This window comes from Pseudomonas sp. PS02290, from assembly GCF_029960075.1.
Lineage (GTDB): Bacteria > Pseudomonadota > Gammaproteobacteria > Pseudomonadales > Pseudomonadaceae > Aquipseudomonas.
This window is the reverse complement of sequence record NZ_JASCOY010000048.1, coordinates 24808-41894: the sequence shown is the minus strand read 5'-3', so window position 1 is coordinate 41894 and position 17087 is coordinate 24808. Positions and strand designations below refer to the sequence as shown.

Annotated in this window: 14 protein-coding genes; 10 read left to right on the top strand and 4 right to left on the bottom strand. The window is 61.6% G+C overall.

The window, feature by feature from the left end; genetic code table 11:
* Window positions 1-720: 720 nt before the first annotated feature.
* Window positions 721-2277: a nitric oxide reductase transcriptional regulator NorR gene (gene norR / locus QMX88_RS19065; RefSeq protein ID WP_282371846.1), complete on the bottom strand. Its 1557-nt coding sequence runs from the start codon at window positions 2275-2277 to the stop codon at window positions 721-723.
* Window positions 2278-2654: 377 nt separating this feature from the next.
* Between norR and QMX88_RS19060 the strand changes: the two genes are divergently transcribed.
* The 8 genes from QMX88_RS19060 to QMX88_RS19025 all read left to right on the top strand — a co-directional run bounded on the left by QMX88_RS19060 (window position 2655) and on the right by QMX88_RS19025 (window position 10212).
* On the top strand, window positions 2655-4106 hold the full coding sequence (locus tag QMX88_RS19060; protein ID WP_282371845.1) for a UbiA family prenyltransferase: 1452 nt from the start codon (window positions 2655-2657) through the stop codon (window positions 4104-4106).
* Complete coding sequence (locus QMX88_RS19055) at window positions 4103-5419, top strand: FAD-binding oxidoreductase (protein ID WP_282371844.1); 1317 nt, start codon at window positions 4103-4105, stop codon at window positions 5417-5419. Before QMX88_RS19060 ends, QMX88_RS19055 begins: the two co-directional genes overlap by 4 nt.
* Before the next feature lie 8 nt (window positions 5420-5427).
* Window positions 5428-6168 carry an SDR family oxidoreductase gene (locus QMX88_RS19050; RefSeq protein ID WP_282371849.1) on the top strand — a complete coding sequence of 247 codons (741 nt, stop codon included), beginning with the start codon at window positions 5428-5430 and terminating at the stop codon, window positions 6166-6168.
* An 8-nt stretch (window positions 6169-6176) separates the two neighbouring features.
* The gene (locus QMX88_RS19045; protein ID WP_442969475.1) at window positions 6177-7151 is read left to right on the top strand and encodes a lysylphosphatidylglycerol synthase transmembrane domain-containing protein; all 975 of its coding nucleotides are present in this window, start codon (window positions 6177-6179) and stop codon (window positions 7149-7151) included.
* Window positions 7152-7188: 37 nt separating this feature from the next.
* Window positions 7189-8619 carry a DUF2723 domain-containing protein gene (locus QMX88_RS19040; RefSeq protein WP_282371842.1) on the top strand — a complete coding sequence of 477 codons (1431 nt, stop codon included), beginning with the start codon at window positions 7189-7191 and terminating at the stop codon, window positions 8617-8619.
* A 102-nt stretch (window positions 8620-8721) separates the two neighbouring features.
* Window positions 8722-9036: a hypothetical protein gene (locus tag QMX88_RS19035; protein WP_192172452.1), complete on the top strand. Its 315-nt coding sequence runs from the start codon at window positions 8722-8724 to the stop codon at window positions 9034-9036.
* 204 nt (window positions 9037-9240) lie between these two features.
* Window positions 9241-9669, top strand: a complete 429-nt coding sequence (locus QMX88_RS19030) for a cupin domain-containing protein (protein ID WP_282371841.1) — start codon at window positions 9241-9243, stop codon at window positions 9667-9669.
* A gap of 276 nt (window positions 9670-9945) precedes the next feature.
* Window positions 9946-10212 (top strand): hypothetical protein, encoded by a 267-nt coding sequence (locus tag QMX88_RS19025; RefSeq protein ID WP_192172450.1) that lies wholly within the window; start codon window positions 9946-9948, stop codon window positions 10210-10212.
* Between the two features lie 98 nt (window positions 10213-10310).
* Here QMX88_RS19025 and QMX88_RS19020 read toward each other — a convergent pair whose 3' ends face one another.
* Window positions 10311-11783, bottom strand: a complete 1473-nt coding sequence (locus tag QMX88_RS19020; protein ID WP_282371840.1) for an EAL domain-containing protein — start codon at window positions 11781-11783, stop codon at window positions 10311-10313.
* A 355-nt stretch (window positions 11784-12138) separates the two neighbouring features.
* Between QMX88_RS19020 and QMX88_RS19015 the strand changes: the two genes are divergently transcribed.
* The gene (locus tag QMX88_RS19015; RefSeq protein ID WP_192172448.1) at window positions 12139-12531 is read left to right on the top strand and encodes a RidA family protein; all 393 of its coding nucleotides are present in this window, start codon (window positions 12139-12141) and stop codon (window positions 12529-12531) included.
* A gap of 103 nt (window positions 12532-12634) precedes the next feature.
* Here QMX88_RS19015 and rlmKL read toward each other — a convergent pair whose 3' ends face one another.
* The gene (gene rlmKL / locus QMX88_RS19010) at window positions 12635-14905 is read right to left on the bottom strand and encodes a bifunctional 23S rRNA (guanine(2069)-N(7))-methyltransferase RlmK/23S rRNA (guanine(2445)-N(2))-methyltransferase RlmL (protein WP_192172447.1); all 2271 of its coding nucleotides are present in this window, start codon (window positions 14903-14905) and stop codon (window positions 12635-12637) included.
* Window positions 14906-15476: 571 nt separating this feature from the next.
* Here rlmKL and rmf point away from each other — a divergent pair.
* Window positions 15477-15692, top strand: a complete 216-nt coding sequence (gene rmf, locus QMX88_RS19005; RefSeq protein ID WP_074887169.1) for a ribosome modulation factor — start codon at window positions 15477-15479, stop codon at window positions 15690-15692.
* A gap of 147 nt (window positions 15693-15839) precedes the next feature.
* On the opposite strand, the gene QMX88_RS19000 is transcribed toward rmf, so the two are convergent.
* Complete coding sequence (locus tag QMX88_RS19000; RefSeq protein ID WP_192172446.1) at window positions 15840-16871, bottom strand: quinone-dependent dihydroorotate dehydrogenase; 1032 nt, start codon at window positions 16869-16871, stop codon at window positions 15840-15842.
* Window positions 16872-17087: the final 216 nt, after the last annotated feature.

The window sequence follows — 17087 nt, the reverse complement described above, 5'->3', positions numbered from 1 at the left end:
AGGGTTCCTTCACTCCGGTCTCGCTCCGTGGGCCCGCTGCCATCCGCCATCCATGGCGGGGGGCAGCTCTCGCCGCATCCATGCGGCTCGGCCCACTCCACGAGACCTGCGTTCAGCCTGCACCCAAGTCGCGATTGGCGTCGTCTGGGAGTTTTGTGTTTGAAGATCAAAAGCAGATCAAGGGCTAAGGACTTGTGGGAGTGAGCTTGCTCACGAAGGGTCCGGTACATCCATCGGATATCTGGTGTTTGAGATAAAGCATTCGCGAGCAAGCTCGCTCCCACAGGTAGGCGGTACAGTCAGCAAGATTGTTGGCGGCTGGGCTGGCCTCTTCCCGGCTAAAGCCGGTCCCACTGAATGCACGCGGTTTCCTGTAGGACTGGCTTTAGCCGGGAAGCCTTTGATCTGCTTTTGATCTTGATCTTCATACGCAAAAGGCTCAAACGACACAAAACGCGACTTGGGTGCAGGCTGAACGCAGGTTTCGCGCAGTGGGCCGAGCGGCATGGATGCCGCGAGAGCCGCCCCCCGCCATGGATGGCGGATGGCGGGGGGCCCACGGAGCGAGACCGGAGTGAAGGAACCCTGACGAAGGAAGGGCCAAACCGGGAGCAAGCACCCTTGGTTACTTGGGGTGCTTTTCCAAGTAACTCGCCGAAGGCGAAACAGTCTGCCCCCAGGCAGACGCTCTTGATCCTAAGGATCTTGATCCGAAAAAACCTACCGAATCCCCAGTCGCCGGGCCAGGCGACTGAGGTTAGCCCGATCAACACCCAACTCCCGCGCCACGTCCGCCCATTTCCCCTGATGCCGCTCCAGCGCCTCACCAATCAACCGCTTCTGAAACCCGTCCACTGCCTCCTTCAACCCCTCCCCCGGCTGAATCACCGGCATGGCGCCGTGCACCTGCGCCAAAGCGGGTGCCGCCACCCGCAACTCATCAAGCCCCAACACCTCCGCCTCGATCGTCAGAACCCGCGGCCGCTCGCCGTGCACCGACAGCGCCTTGAGCACCGCGCGGCTGATCAGATGCTCCAGCTCCCGCACGTTCCCCGGCCACGGATACGCCAACAGCACCGCCTGCGCCGCCGGGCTCATGCGCAAACTGCGCAGCCCCATCCGCGCCCGGTTCTCCTCCAGAAAATACCCCGCCAGCAGCAACACATCGCGACCCCGTTCGCGCAACGGCGGCACCACCAGCGGGTAAACGCTCAGGCGGTGATAGAGATCCGCGCGGAAGCGACCGGCGCGTACCTCTTCCGCCAGATCACGGTTGGTCGCGGCGATGATGCGCACGTCCACGCGATGCTCCTGATCGGACCCTACCCGCTGCAACTGACCGCTCTGCAAAACCCGCAGCAGCTTCGACTGCACCGGCAGCGGCAGCTCGCCCACCTCGTCGAGGAACAACGAACCGCCGTGGGCCAGCTCGAATTTGCCGCTGCGCCCACTGACCGCGCCGGAAAACGCACCTTTGACGTGACCGAACAACTCGCTTTCCACCAGCTGTTCCGGCAGCGCGGCGCAATTGAGGCTGATCAGCGGCTTTCGTGCCCGGGGTGACTGCAGGTGAATGGCCTCGGCAACCAGCTCTTTGCCCACACCGGTTTCGCCGGTAATCAAGACCGTCAGCGGGCTGTTGCCCACCAACTGGATTTCCTGCTGCAAACGTTTGTGCACCGGGCTTTGGCCGATCAGCTCCCGGGGCCCGCGTCCGCCTGCGGCACGTTTGTACACCTCGGCCAAGTGGCGTTGATCCTCAAAGCCGCGCGCCAGTTGGCTGATCCGCTCGCTGGCCATCACGGTGGCCGCCGCCAGGCTGGCGAACGCCTGGAGATCGCCCAGATCAACCCGGCCAAAGCGCGCCGGATCAACAGAATCCAGCGTGATCACCCCCCACAGCGTGTTCTGCACGTAAAGCGGGCAGCCGAGGCAATCGTGCACCTCCAGATCGCCATGCACCCCTTCGACCAGCCCGTCGTAAGGGTCCGGCAGGTCGCAGTCGGTGGAAAAACGCGTGGGTTCGCGGTTTTGCAGAATGATGTCCAGCCGCGGGTGCTCCCCCAGCCGGAATCGTCGCCCCAGTGTGTCCGGGCTCAAGCCCTCGACGGACAAGGGCACCAGCACCTCATCCTCCCGCTTGAGCAACGCCACGGCGTCACACGGAAATAGCTGGCGCAGCGAGCGCAGCAACCGGCGATAGCGCTCATCGTCCGGCAGGTCCCGGGACAGGTCGGCAACCAGCGGAATCAGCGCCAGCAGCAAAGGATGGGTCATGGAAGCTCCCGGTCATGGCATGGGAAAGGGGTGCAAGGGCCGAGTCATTATGACTGCGATGTGAGTCGAAACGACAGCGCCGTTCCCAGGTCAGGCTCTGGCGCTGCCACTGGGAGCACGCTGAACCCAGACAGACGAGAATCGACGAATTGAATACGGCACTAAACCGTCACTCTCGAGAAGTCATTAGTTGGTCGCCAATTCCCCGGCAGCGCTCGACTTATTAATAAGAAACAATCCCGCAGACTTCCCTCAAAAACACGCCATTTTATTCTGACGCCACTTCGCCGACGTGCCGGGCGAGCCCCTTTAATTTAAATGAAGTTGTGAAAATCCTATTTTGTTTATAGTCCTGTGACCCTACAGGAGCACTCACTATGGCCAGAATTCAGGGACGAGTTCTCGAAACTTCCCCACCGTTGGTAGTTGATCTAGACGGCACGTTATTGCGCTCGGATCTGCTCATGGAAACGGCCATGGCGTTTGTTCGAGGCCAGCCGCTGAAAGCCCTGAAAATGCTGGGGTGGCTGTTCAACGGCAAGGCCGCCCTCAAGGAAGGCCTGGCCCTCAACTCCGAAATAGACGTATCAGTGCTCCCGTACGATCCGCAGATCCTCGAGATGATCCAGCGCGAACGCGACACCGGCCGGATGGTGGTACTGGCGACGGCGAGTCATGTAAGCCTGGCCGAGCGCATCGCCGAACATCTGCAGCTATTTGATCTGGTGCTGGCGTCCAATGCCAACCGCAACTTGTCCGGCAACAACAAACGCGACCTGTTAGTTGCGCACTTCGGCGAGGGTGGATTCGATTACGTCGGCAACTCGAAAGATGATTTGCCCATATGGGATGTGTCCCGCCACGCCTATGTGGTCAACCCCGATCGCGGTGTGGAAGCAAAAGTAAACGCGCAAGTCCGCGTCGAACCGACCATTCATAGCAACACGCCAAGCCTGCGCGACTGGCGCAGGGCCCTGCGCCTTCACCAGTGGCTGAAGAACGCGCTGATCTTCGTGCCGCTGCTGGCGTCCCATCGCCTGGCGCAGTTCGAGCTGATGCGCGACGGGGTCATCGCCTTCCTCTGCTTCGGCCTGTGCGCCTCCAGCGTCTACATCCTGAACGACCTGCTGGACCTGTGCGACGACCGCCACCACAAGAGCAAATGCAACCGGCCGTTCGCCAGTGGGCGTCTGTCGATCAAGACCGGGCTGGTGATGGTGCCGACGCTGTTGGCGATGGCCTTTGGCGCCGCGCTGTTGCTCCTGCCCTGGCAGTTCTCGGCAGTGATGGCTGCCTACTACGGCCTGACGCTGACGTATTCGCTGAGACTCAAACGCTTGATGGCCTGGGACGTGATTGCCCTGGCGATGCTCTACACCGCGCGGATCATTGCCGGCGTCGCGGCGTTCAGCCTGACCCTGACGTTCTGGATCCTCGCGTTCTCGATGTTCATCTTCCTCAGCCTGGCGATGGTCAAGCGCTACGCCGAGCTGCGCGATGCCCGCGCCCGGGAGGTGAACACCCTGGCCCGCGGCCGCGGTTACCACCCCGGCGACCTGGACATGATCGCCTCCCTGGGGGCGTCGTCGGGTTACCTCGCGGTGATGGTGCTGGCGCTGTACATCCAGGACGCGAAAACCACCGAGCTGTACGTCACGCCGCACATCATCTGGCTGGCCTGCCCGCTGCTGCTGTTTTGGGTGACGCGGGTGTGGATGCTGACCCATCGCGGGCAGATGAACGAAGACCCGGTGGTGTTCGCCATCCGTGACCGCACCAGCCAACTGATCGGCGCCGCATTTCTGATGATGTTCTGGATCGCCGCATGAGCGCACCGTTGTATTCCTGGGGACGTTTCCCCCGTCGACCGCAACGCGGTCACGGCTGCGTGTGGCTGGACGAACTGCCGGCGCAGATGGACCGCGTGATCGGCGCCCACCGCAGCAGCCTGCCCTACGGCAACGGCCGCAGCTACGGCGACAGTTGCCTGGCCGCCAGCGACGAAGTGCTGCACATGCGCTCGCTGGACCGGCTGATCGACGCCGACTGGACCACCGGCGTGATCAAGGCCGAAGCCGGCATTACCCTGGCGGAAGTGCTGGCCGTGGCCATCCCCCAAGGCTGGTTTTTGCCGGTGACGCCCGGGACTCAGTTCGCGACCCTGGGCGGCGCCATCGCCAACGACGTCCACGGCAAAAACCATCACGTGCGCGGCACCTTCGGCCGTCATGTGCTGGGCTTCGGCCTGTTGCGCCATGGCGAGCCGGAAGTGACGTGCTCGCCTGATGCCCACCCCGACCTGTTCGCCGCCAGCATCGGCGGCCTCGGCCTGACCGGGGTCATTCACTGGGCGCAGATTCAGCTGATGCCGATCCGCGCCAGCCAGATCGACACCACCACCGTGCGCTTCGCCAATCTGGCCGAGTTTTTTGCGCTGTCGACCGAGCTCGACGCGCGTCATGAGTACAGCGTTGCCTGGGTCGACTGCCTGGCCAAGGGCGCCGAGACCGGACGCGGGGTGTTCATCGTTGGTGATCACGCGCAGTACGGCTCCCTCGACGTCGGTCAGCGCAAGAAGCTCAGCGTGCCGCTGACGCCGCCGGTGTCGCTGATCAACAAAATCTCCCTCAGCGCCTTCAACAGCCTGTACTGGCGCCTGCACCCCAGCCAGCGCAAGCAGGGCCGCAGTGCTTACGAACCCTTCTTCTACCCCCTCGACCGGATCCTGCACTGGAACCGTATTTATGGCCGCCGGGGTTTTCAGCAATACCAGTGTGTGGTGCCTGCGGCGAACGCCGAAGCGGCCATGGGCGAACTGCTGCGCACCATCGCCGACGCCGGCCAGGGCTCGTTCCTCGCCGTGCTCAAGCGCTGTGGCGACATTGCTTCGCCGGGTCTGCTGTCATTCCCGCTGGAGGGCACTTCGCTGGCGCTGGATTTTGCCCAGAGCGAGGCGCTGGAAAACGTTCTGTTCCCACGTCTGGACGACATTGTTCGCGCTGCCGGCGGGCGGTTGTACCCGGCCAAGGACGCCCACATGAGTGGCGCCGATTTCCGTCGTGCCTACCCCGCCTGGGAGCAGCTGGAAGCGCTGCGCGATCCCTCTTTGATGTCCCGTTTCTGGAGCCGTGTGATCCTTTGAAAACTGCCGTGAAGAAAGTCCTGATCATCGGCGCCACCTCCGCCATCGCCAGTGCCTGCGCGCGTTTGTGGGCCACGGAAGGCAGCGATTTTTTCCTCGTGGCGCGCAACGTCGAGAAGCTGCAGCAGACCGCCGCTGACCTCAAGGCGCGCGGCGCCACCAACGTCACGCTGCACGAGATGGACGCCAACGACATCGAGGCGCACCCGCTGATGATGGGGCGCTGCCTGACCGCCCTGGGTCAGATCGACATCGCCCTGATCGCCCACGGCACGCTGCCGGACCAAAAGGCCTGCGAGCGCGACGTGCACATGGCCCTCAAGGAATTCGCCAATAACTGCACCTCGGTGATCGCCCTGCTCACCGTGCTGGCGATGCACTTCGAAACCCAGCGCTGCGGCAGCCTGGCGATCATTTCTTCGGTGGCGGCTGACCGAGGCCGCCCTTCCAACTACCTCTACGGCAGCGCCAAGGCGGCGGTGTCGACCTACTGCGAAGGCTTGCAGGCGCGGCTGTTCAAGGTCGGCGTGCACGTCACCACCATCAAGCCGGGATTTGTCGACACGCCGATGACCCAGGGGCTGTCGTTGCCGGCAGCCTTGCTGGCGCAACCGACGCAGGTTGCCCAGCGCATCGTCAAGGGCATCGCCAACAAAGTGCCGACGCTCTACGCACCGGGTTTCTGGGCGCTGATCATGCTGGTCATTCGGTCAATTCCGCAGCCGGTGTTCAAGAGGCTGAATCTATGAGCGAAGCTGTGACAGAGCCTTCGCACCTGTCTGGCTGGCGCTACCGCGCGGTGGTGCTGTCGGTGGTCGGTTCGGCGCTGGGGTATCTGGGCTTTTCGCTGTGGGGCGGCTGGCAGGCGGTGGGCGCCGCGGTGAGTGAGGTCGGATTGGTCGGCATCGCCATCGCGCTGCTCATGTCGTCTGTGAATTACGGGCTGCGCTTTGTCCGCTGGCAGACCTACCTGAAGGTGCTCGGCCATCCGATGCCGTGGCGGCCGAGCCTGAACATTTACCTGGCCGGCTTTGCCCTGACCACCACGCCGGGTAAGGCCGGTGAGGCGTTGCGCGGCGTCCTGCTCAAACGCTGGGGCGTGCCGTACCCGCAGAGCTTCGCGGCGTTTTTCAGCGAACGGCTTTCGGACCTGTTTGCGGTGGTGTTGCTGACCCTGTTCGGCCTGTCGCTGTACCCCCAGGCGTGGCCGATGATCGTGGTCGGCGTGACGCTGGTGGCGGTCGGGCTGGTGGTGCTGTCGCAACGTCGCCTGCTTGAGCGGATCACCAAAAACGTGCCAGCCGGTGGCGGCAAGGTGCTCGGGCTGCTGCGCCATCTGCTGCAGGTGCTGGTGCATGCGCAGCAATGCCATCGCCTGCGCCTGATGCTCGGCCTGACCGCCCTCAGCGTCGTCGCCTGGAACGCCGAGGCGCTGGCGTTCGACTGGATTCTGAAATGGATGGGCGCCGACATCCCGCTGACCTTCGCGGTGTTCGTCTACGCCCTGGCAATGCTGGCCGGCGCAGTGAGCTTCATGCCCGGCGGCCTCGGCGGCGCGGAGGCGGTAATGGTCGGGCTGCTGGTCTGGAAAGGCATGAACAGCGCCGACGCCGTGGCCGCCACCGTACTGATTCGGCTGGCGACGCTGTGGTTCGCCGTGGCCATCGGCGCGGTGATGCTGGTCAGGCTCAAAGGCGAGGCATCGGCGCCTCGGGTTCAACCGATTCAATAACGCTTTTCGACGGGATTAAGGGACAGGAGTGCAAGTCATGGTGGCAGCAGTACGTTATCGAGCGTTGTTTGGCATTCCCCTGTTGCTGGCGGTGGCCGCCGTCCTCTGGAGTTTTCTGGCCTCCAGCGGGCCGATTCAGTGGATGGACAATGGCATCTTCATCGCCGACGCCTCGCAGGGCCGCTACTTCAGCGAAACCCTCGGGCCGCTGGATCACCCGTTGTACCTGTTCGTCACCACGGCGCTGTTCGCGAATTTCGGCCCGTTGGTGCTGAGCTTCATGAACTCGATGCTGCTGATCCCGCTGGGCTGGGCGATCTTCCGTCTAGCCAAGGGCGTCGGCGCCACGTCGCAGCAGGCCTTGCTGGCGATTGCCGCTGCGGTGTTATGCCATTGCGTGTTCTGGGTCTCGACCAAGGCCGAGGTTTACCTGCTGCACACGCTGCTGGTGACCCTGGCGTACATGGTGCATTTTCGCGATAAATCGCGTCTGGGCCTGCTCACCGCGTTGTTCGTCATCGGCATCCTCACCGGGCTGGCTGCGGCCATTCATCAACTGACGTTCATCGTGCTGTTCCCGCTGTATGTGCAACTGGTGTGGCAGCACAGGACGCGGGTTCTGGTGACGATTCCGGGGTTTGTGCTGGGCTTTGCGGTGGCGATTCCCGGTGTTCTGCAGGAGATGCAGAACGGCCTGAGCCTGATTGATATCGGCCATCGTTACCTGATCGGCATCCCCGACAACCCCACCGAGCAAAGCTGGCAGGGCTCGCTGTTTCGCTTCGACGACATGTGGCACGAAAAGAACTCGGTGGCGCTGCTGATGCTATCGTTGCTTGGCCCGCAACTGGTGGCGCTGGTGCTGTTCCCCAGAAGCCGGCGCCTGCGACTGTTGTGGTGCGCGGCGGTGCTGAACTTCATCTTTGCGGTGTCGTACAACGTCACCGATCGCTTCACGTTTTTCCTGCCGGGTGCGGTGCTGTTGAGCATCATCGGCGTGATCCATGTGCAGGCGTGGCTGGCGCGTCGCAAGGCCGCCGTGGTCGCTTACGCGCTGCCCTTCAGCGGCCCGGTGACCATTCTGGCGGTGTACGCGATTTACGCCGGCGGCGCCGTTGCGCTGCCGACCCACAAGGAAGCGCTGCCGTTCCGTGACGATATCCATTACTTCATGGCGCCGTACCTGCGGGATCGCTCGGCGGAAGCCTTCGTGCACAGTTACGAACAATCGGCTCCGGAAGGCGCGCTGATCGTCGCCGACTGGACGCCCAACGGTGCGCTGCGCTCGGCGCAGGCCAGCGGGTTGCTCAAGGGGCGAGCGATAGCGCTGTGTGAAGGCGCACAGGACATCGAGTCGTATCTGAACGGCCCCGGGGCGTTCCTGGCGCGGACCAGCTACTGCTCGAGCATTTCCGATCGCTTTGATCTGCAGACGTTGGCGGTGGGATACGAGCTGCGCGCGAAATAGCCAAACCTGAGTGATCGTGGATGACCGTTCGTCGGGACGAATGCACCTCTTGCATTCCCCGACTGACCAATAGGTATCCATGACAACAAAGGGATTCACATCATGATCAAGACAAAATTGACTGCCCTGACACTCGCTGGCCTGATGGCTGTTGCTACTGGCTCCGCATTTGCAGGTTCCACAGGCCCGACCGATCCGATCGACAAAAACGGTCCTAAGCCAAGCACCTCCACCAGCGGTCAGAGCAGCGACGGCAGCTCGCCAGGCACGTCGACCCCAGGCACCAAAGGTATGGGCAGCACCAACGGCACCAACCGCACCGACGCTGATGGCGGTGGCATGACCAACGGCAACGGCATGGGCGGCAGCGGCGGCGGTACTGGCGGTGGCGCAAGCGGGTCCAGCGGCAGCAAGTAATCGCTGTTGTGCTGACCGTGTGCCCTTGAGCGCGATTGCGCCGGGGCGACGCTGAATACGATGAAGGGCCGAATGTGATTCGGCCCTTTTTTTGTTTCCGGGGATCAGCCATTGGTCCCGTGATCTTCTGGGCAATTGGACGTAGCCGCGTTGCATCGGCGGGCTTAGCGTAGTGGTCATCAATTGCTGCCGGACGATCTGCTCATGAACCCCCTCAATCCACTCACCGCCCCGCTCTGCTGGCTGGCCTTTGCCGGCTTGCTGTCCGTGGGGAGCATCCAGGCCCACGATGCCGAGCAGGAAAAGGTCACCGTGCTGGAAGAGCACCCGATGCTCAATGCACCGGGCAAAAAAGCTATGGTCCTGACCGTCGATTACACGCCGGGCCAGGCCTCTATCGCCCACAGCCACAGCCACAGCGGCAGCGCGATCGCTTACGTGCTGGAAGGCGAAGTGATCTCGAGAGTCAACGACGGCAAGGCGAACACCTTTAAGGCGGGCCAGACGTGGTACGAGCCGGCTGGCTCCAAACACTACGAATCGCGAAATGCCAGCGCCACCCAGCCTGCGAAGTTGCTGGTGTTCATTCTGCTGGACGACAAGGCCGACATCCTCACACCCCTGCCGAAGTGATGCCGCTGTCCCGTGGGACCGGCTTTAGCCGGGAAGGCGCCGGCCGTCACACCGCTGGATTTGATGGCGTTCAAACCGGCCTCTTCCCGGCTGAAGCCGGTCCTACGATGAGATCGCACGCAATCAGTGGGACCGGCTTTATCCGGGAAGGCGCCGGGCGTCACACCGCAAAAGCCGGCAGAGAAACCCGAGGCTAAATTTTCCGCCGCCGCTGTCGATACGCTATTCGTAGAGCCCGAAATGTCGGGTCGGACCGGATCAGTGAAAGGCACAGGTATGTACACAAACATTTTTCTGCTGGTAGAGCATGGCCGCGATCAAGGTGAAGTTTCTGTTTTGGGCTGGTTTGATGACGAACGCGCCGCGCAGGACACCGCCGAGGCCATGGAGTGGAAAGCGTATCGCGATGAAGCCAAGCGTCATCACCAGTGGTCGAGTCAGCCCTTGCTGCCGCCGGACCAGAATCCTCATCGACGATTCTGGGTCAAAGGCATTTCCAAATTCAGCCACACTCCGGCACCCCGTTCGTGGGCGGTGCATTGATCCCTGTTGAGCAGAAACTCAGCGCAGCGGGCACCGCCAAGGTGCCCCGCTTCTCGCAATGTCCAGCTCCTCGACCTGTGTGACATCGCGGGGATTGCCTAGCGGTTTTTTTGGGTATTGATGAAGTTCAGAAAATCCTGGGAGGGCAATGCTTTCGAGTACAGCCAACCTTGAGCGTAGTCCACCTTATGCGTTCGCAGGTAATCTGCTTGATGGGGGCTCTCGACCCCCTCGGCAACAATGTCCAGACCCAGTGTTTTAGCCATTGCAATAATATGCGTCACCACCGAGCTGGACGCTGAAGACTTATCGATGGCGTCCACGAAAGATTTATCTATCTTGAGCACATTGACAGGAAGGCGCTCCAGATATTGCAAACTGGAGTACCCCGTACCAAAGTCATCGATTGCTATCTTGAACCCCAGCGCCCGAGCTCTTTCAAGTGTCGCGACGGCCGATTCAACATCAATGAAGCCTCGCTCAGTTGCCTCTATCCATATTTGATTGTTGTCAATCATGGAGCCTTTCAATGCATGATCAAGCGTGTCAAGAAAACGCCCGGATTTAAGATCATCTGCACATATGTTGATGGCGACATGAAGATGACGGTTATCTCGTAGAAGTTGCGCCATGTCTCTGACGACGCCCTGGATGACTTGGTCAGTGATGGGCAAAATCAGCCCTGTTTCTTCAGCCAGCGGAATGAACTGATCAGGGGCCACAACCGTTCCGTCCGGCCTCAGCCATCGGACCAACGCCTCGGCCCCTGTACATTGTTCTGTTTCAAGATCAATGATCGGTTGATAGTGAACAGTGAACTCCCGCTGGGCGATTGCGATTTGCATCTCCGCCATCGGCGAGAGTCTGATGCGCATGATTCGGATGACGGATAGCACGACGACGAAACCGATACCTATGCCAATCGGCAGCATCCAGGCCAGCTCGCTGTAAAAGCTTGTGTCGACGCTGGTAATGGGCTCCATCACAAGCGCGGACCAGTCGTCCTGAGTGGAAGCCGCATGGAGATAGTCTTTATTATTTCGATCGTGACTTGATGCAAGTCGGGAGATCGTCTTCTCATCCGCGCCCTGAGAGACATTCACTAACTGGCCTTGGTAAAAAACCCCGAGCTGCATTCGATCATCCAGAATGATGTCGCTCAGCCTTTCTGCATTTATAAGTACGTTGTAGGCACCACGATGGATGATCGTAATCGGCTGGATCCCATGGTCACGCGGGATGAGGCGAACATTGATTTTATAGCCGCCCGCATCGGTATAGGTCGACGTCGTCGATCCAGACAGTATCGACGTGACTCCCCATGAGGTACAAGCAAGCGACCCTTGCTCAAGATAATCAATTTCTTCCACCGCACGGGTGTTCACGGTCGCTTTTCGCATCAACGAAATATGCTCGGGAGAGCACGGAGTTCCGGACCAGTTCTCCATGTCCGATATAACGCCAAGTCCTTGCTGCAATGACAAACTAATGTTTTTGAGTGCTCGCTCGGAGTAGGTCTCCAAATGCGTTCGTTCTTTGGCCAGGGCCCTTTCCCAGGAAATGTAAGCCATCGTTATCATGGGCAAAACAGCCCCTATCAGCCCTGACAGGGTGGCTATTATGATGACTCTTGATTTACGCATTCCCTTGCCTCAAAAAATGGACTCATCCTTTCCCGATGATCATGACCTGGCGTTCGGAGTGTGATTTATCCTGGACTACCGGGCAAGGAGGCGCGGAAGGTTTTGCCACCCGAACACTTCGCGCCGACGTTCTTTCTGCGCTCTCAATGCAAAACGGAAAAACGCTGACGTTCGGGCCCGCCACACATCACCTCTCGAAAACCGAGACGCCACCCACGCTCTGGACGGACATCAACCACCTGGGATAGCGTGCGCCTCCAACGAAACTCAAAGTGCCCACCCCATGACCGACCGTCAACTCATCGTCCCGGACGAAATGCGTCTACTCGCCGAGCGCGCGGGCTATGCCCCTGCCGTCAAGGTCGGCAAAACGCTTTACTGCGCCGGTCAGGTCGGTCGCACCCCTGAGCTGACAGTCATCGAAGACCCGGAGCAGCAATTCCTGGCCGCGTGGGAAAACCTGCGGCTCGTGCTGGCCGCTGGAGGATGCACCTTCGAAGACGTCGTCGACCTGACGACCTACCACGTCGATCTGCACCGTCACATGCCCGTGTTCAGGGAGGTGAAGGACAAGGTCTTCCCCCGGGGCACCTGCGCGTGGACCTGCCTCGGCGTCAGCGAACTGGCCAGGCCGGGACTGCTGGTGGAAATCAAGTGCGTGGCGGTGCAGCGCTGATCATCAGCGGCGTGGCCAGTGTGAGCGACGCGCAGGCGCATCGGCTTCGGGAAACCCAGGCTGATGCGTCAGTTATCCCGACGCTTCAGCCTGCCATTCACCCTCAGCGCGCGGTGATCTTCCACGCGCGGTGGATTTTGCCGTTGCGTGCAAAGTCCGGGTCGACGGTGTGCTGGGTGATCTCCTCCACCGCATAACGCTCCACCAGCGTCTCTTCGAGCTGGAATTTGCGGAAGTTATTGGAGAAATACAGCACGCCGCCCGGCGCCAGACGCGCCATAGCCAGGTCGATCAGTTGAACCTGATCGCGCTGGACGTCGAACACGCCTTCCATGCGCTTGGAGTTGGAGAAGGTCGGCGGGTCGATGAAGATCAGGTCGTACTCTTCGCGACTGGCCTCCAGCCACACCATCACGTCGCCCTGCTCCAGACGATTCTTGTCCGAGAAGCCGTTCAGCGACAGGTTGCGACGCGCCCAGTCCAGGTAGGTTTTCGACAGATCGACACTGGTGGTGCTGCGCGCGCCGCCCTTGGCTGCGTGCACGCTGGCGGTCGCGGTGTAGCAGTAGAGGTTGAGGAACCGCTTGCCCGCCGCTTCGCGCTGGATCCGCATGCGCATCGGCCGGTGATCGAGGAACAGGCCGGTGTCCAGGTAATCCGTGAGGTTGACCAGCAGCTTCACCCCGCCTTCGTTGACCTCGTTGAATTTGCCCTGGGCGCTCTGGCGCTCGTACTGCTTGGTGCCGCTCTGGCGTTCGCGCCGCTTGACCACCACGCGGCTCTTATCGATGCCCAGTGCCTGAGGAATGGCCGCCAGCGCATCGAACATGCGGATCGAAGCCTTTTCCGGATCAATGGACTTCGGCGCCACATACTCCTGAACATGGACCCAGTCGTGGTACAGGTCGATGGCCATGGCGTATTCGGGCATGTCCGCATCGTAGACGCGGTAGCAATCGATGCCTTCGCGCTTGACCCACTTGCTCAACGCCTTGACGTTCTTCTGCAGGCGATTGGCGAACATCTGCCCGCCTTCGCTCAGGCGCGGTTGCTCGATGACCGGCGCGGGGGCCGGCGTCGGCTTGATCGGGTTGCCATTCTTGTTGTACTGGCGCTCCTGCGGCTCGTCCGGCGCCTGATCGTAGGCGGCTTGCTCACGCTCGGCCTGACGCTGCTCCGGGGTGCGACGCTCGCCGGTGACGAACTGATCCGGCAGCACTTTGATCAACAACAGCTTGCACGGCAGTGCGCCGTTCCAGAACGCGTACTGCTTGTGGCTGCGAATGCCCATGCGCTTGCCCAGGTCAGGCGCACCGGTGAACACCGCCGCTTCCCAGTTCAGGCAGGCCTGACGCAGGCGCTCGCCGAGGTTCTGGTAGAGATACAACAGGCTGGCTTCGTCACCGAGACGCTCGCCGTACGGCGGGTTGCAGATGACCAGACCGGTCTGGTTCTGATCGGGACGCGGCTCGAAGGTCGCCACTTCGCCCTGGTAGATCTTGATCCACTCGCTCAGGCCGGCGCGCTCGACGTTGTTGCGGCCCGGCTGGATCAGACGCGGATCGGCTTCGTAACCCCGAATCCACAGCGGCGGCTTCGCCAGACCCGCTTGCGCACGCTCCAGCGCTTCGTCATGCAGCTTGCGCCAGATCGCCGGCACGTGGCCCAGCCAGGCGGAGAAACCCCAGCGCTCGCGCTTGAGGTTGGGCGCGATGTCGGCGGCAATCATCGCCGCTTCGACCAGGAAAGTACCCACGCCGCACATCGGGTCAGCCAGCGCGCCGCCTTCAGCGGCAATGCGCGGCCAGCCGGAACGGATCAGGATCGCGGCGGCCAGGTTTTCCTTGAGCGGCGCGGCGCCTTGCTGCAGACGGTAGCCGCGCTGGTGCAGGCTATGGCCGGAGAGGTCCAGGGACAGAATCGCTTCGCCGCGGTCCAGACGCAGGTGCACGCGCAGGTCCGGGTTGAGCTTGTCCACCGACGGGCGTACGCCGTCTGCCGTGCGCAGGCGGTCAACGATGCCGTCCTTGACCTTCAATGCGCCGAAATGGGTGTTGTCGATGCCCGAACCGTGGCCGCTGAACTCCACGGCCAGCGTGCCTTCCGCTTCCAGATGGTCAGCCCACTCGATGTCATGCACGCCGTGGTAGAGGTCCTCGGCATCTTTCATCGGGAAACGCTTGAGCACCAGCAGCACCCGGTTGGCCAGACGTGACCACAGGCACAGCCGGTAGGCGGTTTCCATGTCGGCGGTGCCGCGGATGGCGGAAGTATGTTCGCGGGTTTCCTCGAGACCGAGGGCGGTGGCTTCCTCCGCCAGCAAGCCTTCGAGGCCTTTTGGGCAGGTGAGGAAAAGTTCGTAACGGTCCGACATGAGTATTCCAGAGCCTAAGGCCATAGCGGCCGGACAACGCATTGTCCGGCCCGATTCCAACAGACGCCTTTCAAGGAGGACGCCTGCGCGGCACACAGTTTGTGCCTGTCCCTCGCACCGATACATTTCGAGTGCGACGGTCCGCCAGCGCATCAACGCCGACGTTTTGATGTTAAAAAACCACTATTCAGCACGACGGTGGCTGCAATAAAAAGTCACATCGCCGACCCTTCGTCGTTTTTCCACTGACCGCAAACGGCCAGCACTCTCAATTGCGAAACACTTGCACTGCCACGTGAAAGCCCCGGTTCAAAGGGGCCCTCTTACAAAACTGCGCTGAAACGCGTCAGCGCTTATGGTCGTAATGCCTGAATGGTTACGTTCTTATGACAAAACGATCATTCACAGCGTATGCCTCATTGGTTAGAAATCACCCAAGGTCATCGCCGCAACGGCGGTGGCCGCAAGCCCGCGACGCCGGCAGCGGGCTGCTAACGGCAGAGGATTTTCTGCCGGACCTCAACCTGAGGTCTCCAGGGACATTACAGTCAACAAACGAGGGCAACACCCTATGAGAAGACTTAAGCGTGATCCGATGGAAAGAGCATTTTCGCGCGGATACCAGTACGGCGTATCCGGTAAATCCCGTGAGCTTTGCCCATTTACTCTACCGTCAGTGCGTCAAGCCTGGATCAATGGCTGGCGAGAAGGACGCGGCGACAACTGGGACGGTATGACCGGCACTGCGGGCATTCACAGACTCAACGAACTTCACGCGGTCGGCTGACGCCACCCTCACGTTACAGCCTGACCTAAAGCTTCTTCGACATTCCTGATCGCTTCATCATGACCACGCACGCCCCACCCGGGCGGCGGGCTAAAGCCCAAGAGGGGTTCCAGTCGGAACCCCTCTTTTCGTTAACGCCACTAGCGATCAGACCGCTTGGCGAGTCATCGCTGCGATCGCGTCCACCGACTCGCGAATCAGCGCCGGCCCTTTATAGATAAAGCCCGAATAAATCTGCACCAGACTCGCCCCCGCCGCGATCTTCTCGGCTGCGTGCCTGCCTTCGGTGATGCCGCCAGCGGCAATGATCGGCAAGCGCCCACCCAACTCACCCGCCAGCACCTTGACGATGTGCGTGCTCTGCTCGCGCACCGGCGCGCCCGAAAGCCCGCCCGCTTCGTCACCGTGGGGCAAACCCTCGACGCCCTTGCGGCTGAGGGTGGTGTTGGTCGCGATCACCGCGTCCATCCCCGATTCCAGTAACGCGCTGGCGACCAGCACGGTCTCTTCGTCGCTCATGTCCGGGGCAATCTTGATCGCCAGCGGCACGCGTTTGCCGTGGATCAGCGTCAGCGCTTCCTGACGCACCCGCAGGGCTTCGAGCAGTTGCTTGAGCGAATCGCCGAATTGCAGGCTGCGCAGTCCCGGCGTGTTGGGCGAGCTGACGTTGACGGTGATGTAACTGGCGTGGGCGTACACCTTGTCCAGGCAAATGAGGTAGTCATCCACGGCGCGCTCGACCGGCGTGTCGACGTTCTTGCCGATGTTGATGCCCAGCACGCCGTTGTACTGCGCGGCCTGCACCCGGCTCACCAGATGGTCGACGCCCAGGTTGTTGAAGCCCATGCGGTTGATGATCGCCTGGGCGTGGGGCAGACGGAATACGCGCGGTTTTGGATTGCCCGGCTGCGGGCGCGGCGTGACCGTGCCGATCTCGACGAAACCGAAGCCCAGTTGGGCGAAGCCGTCGATGGCCGCGCCGTTCTTGTCCAGCCCTGCCGCCAGCCCGACCGGGTTGGGGAAGCGCAGGCCCATTACGGTCACCGGCAACTGCATCGGCGCCTTGTTGAACAGGCCGTTGAGCCCCAGACGCCCGCCCGCTCCGATCAGGTCAATGGACAGATCGTGGGAGGTTTCCGGGGAGAGTTTGAACAGTAACTGGCGGGCCAGGTTATACATGGGCGGGGGCGGCTCGATTGCGGCTGGGATCAGCGGCGGATTATAAACGCCGGTGCGGGCGAAGCGCGAGGCATGTCGAGAACTTTGCTTACAACCTCGGCTCCCGCTGGCATATGGCTTGCTTAGTGCCTATATCGACTCGATCCAATGGCGGAGCGAGACACAGGACAACGACGTCGCTGGCGCCCCGGTTCGATCGGGGCGAGGCGGCGTTTT